Source organism: Candidatus Atribacteria bacterium, from assembly GCA_011056645.1.
Taxonomy (GTDB): domain Bacteria; phylum Atribacterota; class Phoenicimicrobiia; order Phoenicimicrobiales; family Phoenicimicrobiaceae; genus Sediminicultor; species Sediminicultor quartus.
On sequence record DSEL01000142.1, the window covers coordinates 1 to 6,309 of the forward strand.

Annotated in this window: 8 protein-coding genes; 3 read left to right on the top strand and 5 right to left on the bottom strand. The window is 35.9% G+C overall.

Translation table 11 applies throughout. The features are described from left to right. The 3 genes from ENO17_05520 to ENO17_05530 all read left to right on the top strand — a co-directional run. The coding region (locus ENO17_05520; protein ID HER24485.1) for a DUF2089 family protein at window positions 1-239 on the top strand (239 nt) is incomplete at its 5' end. A 20-nt stretch (window positions 240-259) separates the two neighbouring features. Next, window positions 260-646 carry a hypothetical protein gene (locus tag ENO17_05525; protein ID HER24486.1) on the top strand — a complete coding sequence of 129 codons (387 nt, stop codon included), beginning with the start codon at window positions 260-262 and terminating at the stop codon, window positions 644-646. Between the two features lie 51 nt (window positions 647-697). Further along, window positions 698-2,125, top strand: a complete 1,428-nt coding sequence (locus ENO17_05530) for an MATE family efflux transporter (protein HER24487.1) — start codon at window positions 698-700, stop codon at window positions 2,123-2,125. Between the two features lie 56 nt (window positions 2,126-2,181). Here ENO17_05530 and ENO17_05535 read toward each other — a convergent pair whose 3' ends face one another. The 5 genes from ENO17_05535 to ENO17_05555 form a co-directional block, all read right to left on the bottom strand. Continuing rightward, on the bottom strand, window positions 2,182-2,598 hold the full coding sequence (locus ENO17_05535) for a hypothetical protein (protein HER24488.1): 417 nt from the start codon (window positions 2,596-2,598) through the stop codon (window positions 2,182-2,184). Window positions 2,599-2,633: 35 nt separating this feature from the next. Further along, a complete protein-coding gene (locus tag ENO17_05540; GenBank protein ID HER24489.1) occupies window positions 2,634-3,575 on the bottom strand; it encodes a ketopantoate reductase family protein in 942 nt (313 codons plus the stop codon). 135 nt (window positions 3,576-3,710) lie between these two features. After that, window positions 3,711-4,454, bottom strand: coding sequence for a hypothetical protein (locus ENO17_05545; protein ID HER24490.1), 744 nt, complete (start codon window positions 4,452-4,454; stop codon window positions 3,711-3,713). A gap of 41 nt (window positions 4,455-4,495) precedes the next feature. Next, the gene (locus ENO17_05550; protein ID HER24491.1) at window positions 4,496-5,089 is read right to left on the bottom strand and encodes a 1-acyl-sn-glycerol-3-phosphate acyltransferase; all 594 of its coding nucleotides are present in this window, start codon (window positions 5,087-5,089) and stop codon (window positions 4,496-4,498) included. A gap of 11 nt (window positions 5,090-5,100) precedes the next feature. After that, a partial coding sequence (locus ENO17_05555; protein HER24492.1) for an alpha/beta fold hydrolase occupies window positions 5,101-6,309 on the bottom strand: 1,209 nt, incomplete at its 5' end.

The window sequence follows — 6,309 nt, forward strand, 5'->3', positions numbered from 1 at the left end:
CTGATGAAGACAGTAAGTTTTTAATTATTTTTCTTCGCTCAAGAGGAAATATTAAAGAAGTTCAAGAAAGGATGAATATCTCTTACCCTACCGTAAAAAATCGCCTGGATAAATTGTTAATTACTTTGGGATTACTTGATGAAAGTGAAGGACTGAAAGAAAAAGAAATTTTAGCTACTCTGGAAAGAGGAGAAATTACCGTTGCTGAGGCAGTAAAATTAGTGAAAGAAGCAGAATAATAAAAAAAGGAGTTTTAAAAATGAAAGAAGAAATTAAAAAAGTATTAAAAATGCTGGAAGAAAAGAAAATAACCAATGAGGAAGCCACAGAATTATTGGACGCTTTAAGGGAATCAAAAAAAATAGAAGACAATATTCCTTCCACCAAAAGAAAAAGATTTCTAAAAATTCACGTCACCAAAGGTGATAAACCACAGGTAAATGTTACCCTTCCCTTCGGATTAATTAATTGGGGTTTAAATATTGCCAGTAAAATAGGCAAGAACACCGTGGATGTTGGCGGAGAAAAAATACCCATTGATATGGAAGAGCTTAATAAGGCAATGAACGATCCGGAATTTATCGGAAAAATTGTGGATGTAGAGGATGAAGAAGAAGGAAAACATATTGAGATAGAAATTGTATAATAGAACAAAAATTGTTATATTATAACTTATTATCCCTAAAGAGGAAAGCAAATGAGAAAATTCACCTCCGAAGAAATTTTAACCGCTGATCCTTTAAAAGTGATGTTTTTATTGAGCTTTCCGGTGATGATCTCCCAATTTTTACTTACCTTATATCATCTCGCTGATACCTTCTGGCTGGGTCATCTTCCTCCCAGTGAAAGCGGAGAGGCAGTCGCCGGATTACAGATCTCCTGGCCGGTTATCTGGTTTCTCATTTCTTTCTCTTTCGGGTTCGGAATAGCCGGTATGGCGCTCGTTTCTCAATATACCGGAGCAAAGGAAAAGAGAAATGCCAATATAATAGCCAGTCAAATGCTTTCTCTTTCCCTTTTATTTGGATTAATTATTGCTATTTTTGGATTTATGTTAACCCCTTATCTGGTTCCTCTTATTACTAAATCAGCCACCGTCACCAGAACAGCGATAACCTATATGCAGCTAATCTTCTGGGGAATGCCCTTTATTTTTGTAGCTTTCACTTTTCAAAGCATTCTCTCCGCAAAGGGTGATACTATAACTCCAATGTATATCAATCTCTTCACCGTTACATTAAATGTTATACTTGATCCTTTTTTAATTTTTGGGTGGTGGCGTTTTCCTTACTTGGGTGTACTGGGAGCCGCACTGGCTACAGTCATATGTCAAGGCATAGCTGCCTCTATTTCTATCTATCTTCTATTTAGAGGAACAAAAGGAATAAAAATTACTACAAATAGTCTAATTCCGGTTTGGAAATGGCTGAAAAAAATCTTCAAAATAGGACTGCCGGCAGCTATAGGTTACTCTACAACTGCCTTTGGATTCGGGTTGGTCATGGCTATTATCGGTAGAGTAAATAATCCAGAAACAGTGATTGCTGCTTATGGTGTAGGAGATAAACTAATTAGCATCATTTTTATTGTGGTAGATGGCTTGGGAACAGGTATTATAACCTTAATTGGCCAGAATTTAGGGGCAAACCTTATTAATCGAGTAGAAGAAATCGCCCGAAAAAGTCTTCGGGTAGTATTTCTTATTACTTTGTTGGAAGCTGCTCTGGTCTTTGCTTTAAAAGTTCCTCTGTTTATGCTATTTATTCCCAATCGTCCGGATATTATTGCTGAAGGGATTCATTTTCTCACCATCTTCACTTTGGGCATCCCCTTTTTTGGTTTGGTCGGAGCAATTATGGCGCTATTTAGAGGATCCGGTCATAATGTTCAACCTATGATTGTGGATATGGTAAGACTTTGGGGACTGAGAATCCCGCTCGCTTACTTCCTCGGCGTTCAATTTGGTTCTACCGGAATATGGTGGGGAATGGCTTTAAGTAATGTAATAGCTGCCATTATAGCCCTCTTCTTTTACTTTCAGGGAGAATGGAAAAAGCAAGTTATTCATGAGTATAAAGACACTATTCAACCTGCTCCTTCTCCCTTTATTCCGGAAGAAGGGTAAAAAAAGAGGGTCATTTTTGAAGATAACTACTCTTTAACTTCCTATATTAAGATTAATTAGCCTTTTCTTTTATTTAGTTCTTTCATGATTATCTTATCTAAAATTTCTGCTGCTTTTAAAATAACTTCTCTACATTTTTTTTCTTCTGTTCGGTAATTGTCTTTTAAAGGCTTGCAAAGGATATCGCCCATTTCTTGCTTAAAAGCATCAAATAGTTCTTTACTCAATTCTTTAATTTCCGGATGTTTATGAGCAATATCCGGGACAAAGAGCTTCCCTAAAACCATAAGAGATGCGGTCAATACACCACATACACTTTCGATAGCCATTCCCCCACCAAAGGCAGCAGCAAGTTTAAGAGAATCCGCTTTTAGATTAAGATGATAAACTTGATTAGCGCCATATAAAATAGTTTCTGCACAATTTAGGTCTTCTTTAATTCCATAACCATTTTGGATTAATTCTTGTAACATTTATTTCCTCCCCTATATAAAGGCACATTCAAATTTTATAGTACAATCAGTTCTCCGTACACTTTGCTAATTGTAGGAATTAGAACATGATGTTCTTTAGCCAAGCGAACTAAAGTTCCTCCTAATATATCTCCTTCATGCCTGGTTTTCCCTTTTTCATAATCCCTTTGAAAGGAAGTCTTGGTTTCGTAGGGGAAGGCTTGGGCTTTTTGTATATTTTTATTTACTATATCTTGCTCAAAATCTATGTTTTTTGCTTTTCCCACAGACATTACTTCTTCCATGATATTTTCCGTCATGCTTCTTAGCTTACTATCGGCAAGTACTCCACCTATTGTTTTTCCGGAATAGGCAGTCATTAAGCTAAAGGCGGTGATAAATATATATTTATTCCATATAGCCGGATAGGGATTATCGTACCAGGCGTTGCTAATCCCCATTTCATTAAAGAATTCAATAAGATACTGATAATTATAGTTTAAGTATTTCGGATCTTTACCAAATACGATATGTCCTGCAGGACCTTTTTGTCTTATGCTGCCTGGTTTTTCGATACTGGAGGAAACATAAACAGAAGCAGGTGAGACTATTGCTTCTTGCAAATTGTTTCGTATACGTTCGTAGATATCAACTCCGTTAAGTAAGGGAAGGATGATAGTGTCAGCAGAAATATTTTTTGAGATTGAAGTAACAGCATTATCCAAATCATATCCCTTTACACATAACAAGTATAAATCCGGGGTAGGAATATGCCTTATATTATCGGTAGTAATACGTGGAAAACAAAGAAATTCCCCTTTATCAGTGATCAGATTTAGACCGTGCTGCTGCACTGCTTTTAGATGTTCCCCTCGACCTATAAAATATACCTGTAGAGCAAGGTTATCCTTATTAATCTGATAAGCTATTTTGCCACCAAAATATCCACCGACACCCCCGATACCATATACACATGCGCTTTTAATTCTTTTAGCCATACTTCCCCCTTTTTAAATATTTTTAAATCAATTTTAAGTTCATTCAATATCAGGTTAAATTATATCAAATTTAACCATGCTTAGATTTTATTTTTAATCAATTGAGTCATTTAACCTTCTTTTACATTTACATTGTCAAGAGAACCGTCCACTTGACACATCCTTTGATCTATCTATTTCTTTCAGGTAATTTATGTAGGCTAATCCTAAATCAGTAATAGAAAAATCGTCTCCTTTCTCTCTTCTAATAAATTCTAAATCAAGAAGGGCATTTAATATAGCCTGTCGTTCTTTGCTTTCGGATATTTTGGACTGCCATATATTATCGTATTCTTCTCGGTTTACCGATTTAGATTTATTAAACCAGAATAAAACATATTTGGCGTATAAGACCAGATAAGTATCGGCATAGAGAAATCGCCATTTAGTATTTTCTTGGTGCAGTTTTCGTATATGCTTGGTCATTTCTTCTTCTTTTAATATAACAGTATCTATATTCTGATTCTCTTTTTTAATTATATTCTCCCCTTCAAAATCATAAGAAGGAATAAAATCGCTAATATTAATATCTGAAACCAAACCGAGAAATTGCTCTTGCTTTGATTGTTGAGAATCTTGTTTTCTTGATTTTTTAGCCATAATAAATTCTTCAAATAACTTATAAATAGGCTTTTCAAATAATGCTACGCTGAGAACTAAATAGACCATTATTAAGGAAATCCAGGAATTGGTTATTTCCGCAAACGATGGTTTTACCGGCCACCAGATTAATAAAAGAATGCTGGCTAAAACAATGAACAAGATAAATAAAACTATCACAAAGATAAACTTTGGGCTATTCAAAATTTCTATTTTTTCTTTTAAATAAATTTTATTCATATGTCTTATTCTCCTCCTTAATGAAAATAGAAAATATATTCCTATTGGTATATCTCTTTGGAATAAGATTCTACCAGCCGATTAATCATTTCCCTATTTTTATTAATTTTATTTGAACAGAAAATTGGTTTCTTGATTTCCACTTTAATTTTGTTTAAGCTTTCTATAAATTTTGCTCCCCTCGGTAAAACTTTATCTGTTCCTTTGATTCTTATAGGTATAATGGGTACTCCTATTTTGACAGCCAGATAGGCGGCTCCTCCCCTAACGGGTAAATTATTCTTTTGGCGGTCAATGCCTCCTTCGGGAAAAATTCCCAAAACTCCGCCTTTTTCCAATATTTTCAAAGATTGTTTTATAGCCTTAATATCATTCTCTTTTTGCACCGGGATAGAATCAAATTTTCTTAATAGATAGCCAAGCCAACCTATTTTGAAAAGATAGGCTGCAGCGACAAAAATTACTCTGGGCTTAATTGATACTCCCAGGACAATCGGGTCTAACAAACTTGAATGATTAGCCACTATAATAAACGGTATTTTCTTAGGTATACTCCCACGACCGGTTACTTTTAGCCGGAAAATTAATTTAAAAATAATCCAACCAATCCATTTGGCAATATGGTATAACAAAATAAGCTACCCCATTATTTGTCTCGGGTTTGTTCCAAAATCCAATCTCCTATTATTTTTAACACTTCTGGCGAAATCGTTTCTTCAATCTTTGCATATTCAGCAGGCAATCCCGTTTGAGAAGTTTGAAAAAGATGATTAAGGCCGGGTAATTCTTTGACCGTAAAATTTTTGTTTCCTCCGGCGACAAGAGCTGCTTCAATAGCACTTAGATTCTCTTGGGGAGGAACTTGTAAATCTTTCTCCCCGTTGATAGCCAGTACCGGACACCTTACTTTACTCAAGGTTGGTTTGGGATCATAAGTCAGGAAAAACTTAATCCAGGGAGATAATAAGCTCTGAACCTGGGCTTCAAGGTAAACTTCCAGATTATCTATCGCTTTTTTTTCTTCCTCGCTTAATTCTGCCCAATTAGCCACAAACATCTGACGAAGTTTTTCTTCGGTAGTTTTCTTGTCCCTTTCCTCCTTAATGAGGGAAAATATCTTTTCATTAAACTGACGATTCTTGTCAATGTCTTCTTCGCTAATCCCCATGGCTCTGGAAATCAAAGCACCCTGTAAATATGAAATTTCTTCCCCGGTTAACCCTGTTCCCGCCATCATTACTATAAAAGCAATATCTGAAGATTCTACAGCAACCATTGGGGCAATAATACCACCTTCGCTATGCCCGATAAGACCTATTTTATTGAGATCTATTTCCTTGCAGGTTTTAAGATATTCCACCCCTGTTAACACATCGGAAGAAAAATCTTCAGATGTAGCCTGAGAAAAGTCCCCGGTAGATTCTCCCACTCCCCGATCATCTACCCTGAGAACTGCAATACCCTGACGAGTCAGATAATCTGCTAATACCAGGAAAGGACGATGCCCAAATACTGTTTCATTTCGATCCTGAGGTCCGGAACCGCTTACTAATAATACCGTTGGAAAAGGACCCTGGTCAGAGGGCAAGGTCAGTGTACCAACAATTTTTACTCCAGCTTTTAAGTTGGTATATTCTACTTGTCTTTCAATATAAGGATATGGTTTTTTGGGTTCCTGAGGTCTAAGGATTTCCATTGTTTCATTAATCCGCTTCACCGTAAGGGGGAAAACCTGTCCGGATTGTTTCAATTCTCCCTCAACAACTGAAAAATTTTCACCTGCCTTCCCTTCATAAATAATTCCCGCAGATTTTATTTCCAGGTGTAAAGTGTTATCTTTAAAAATAATTTCTTC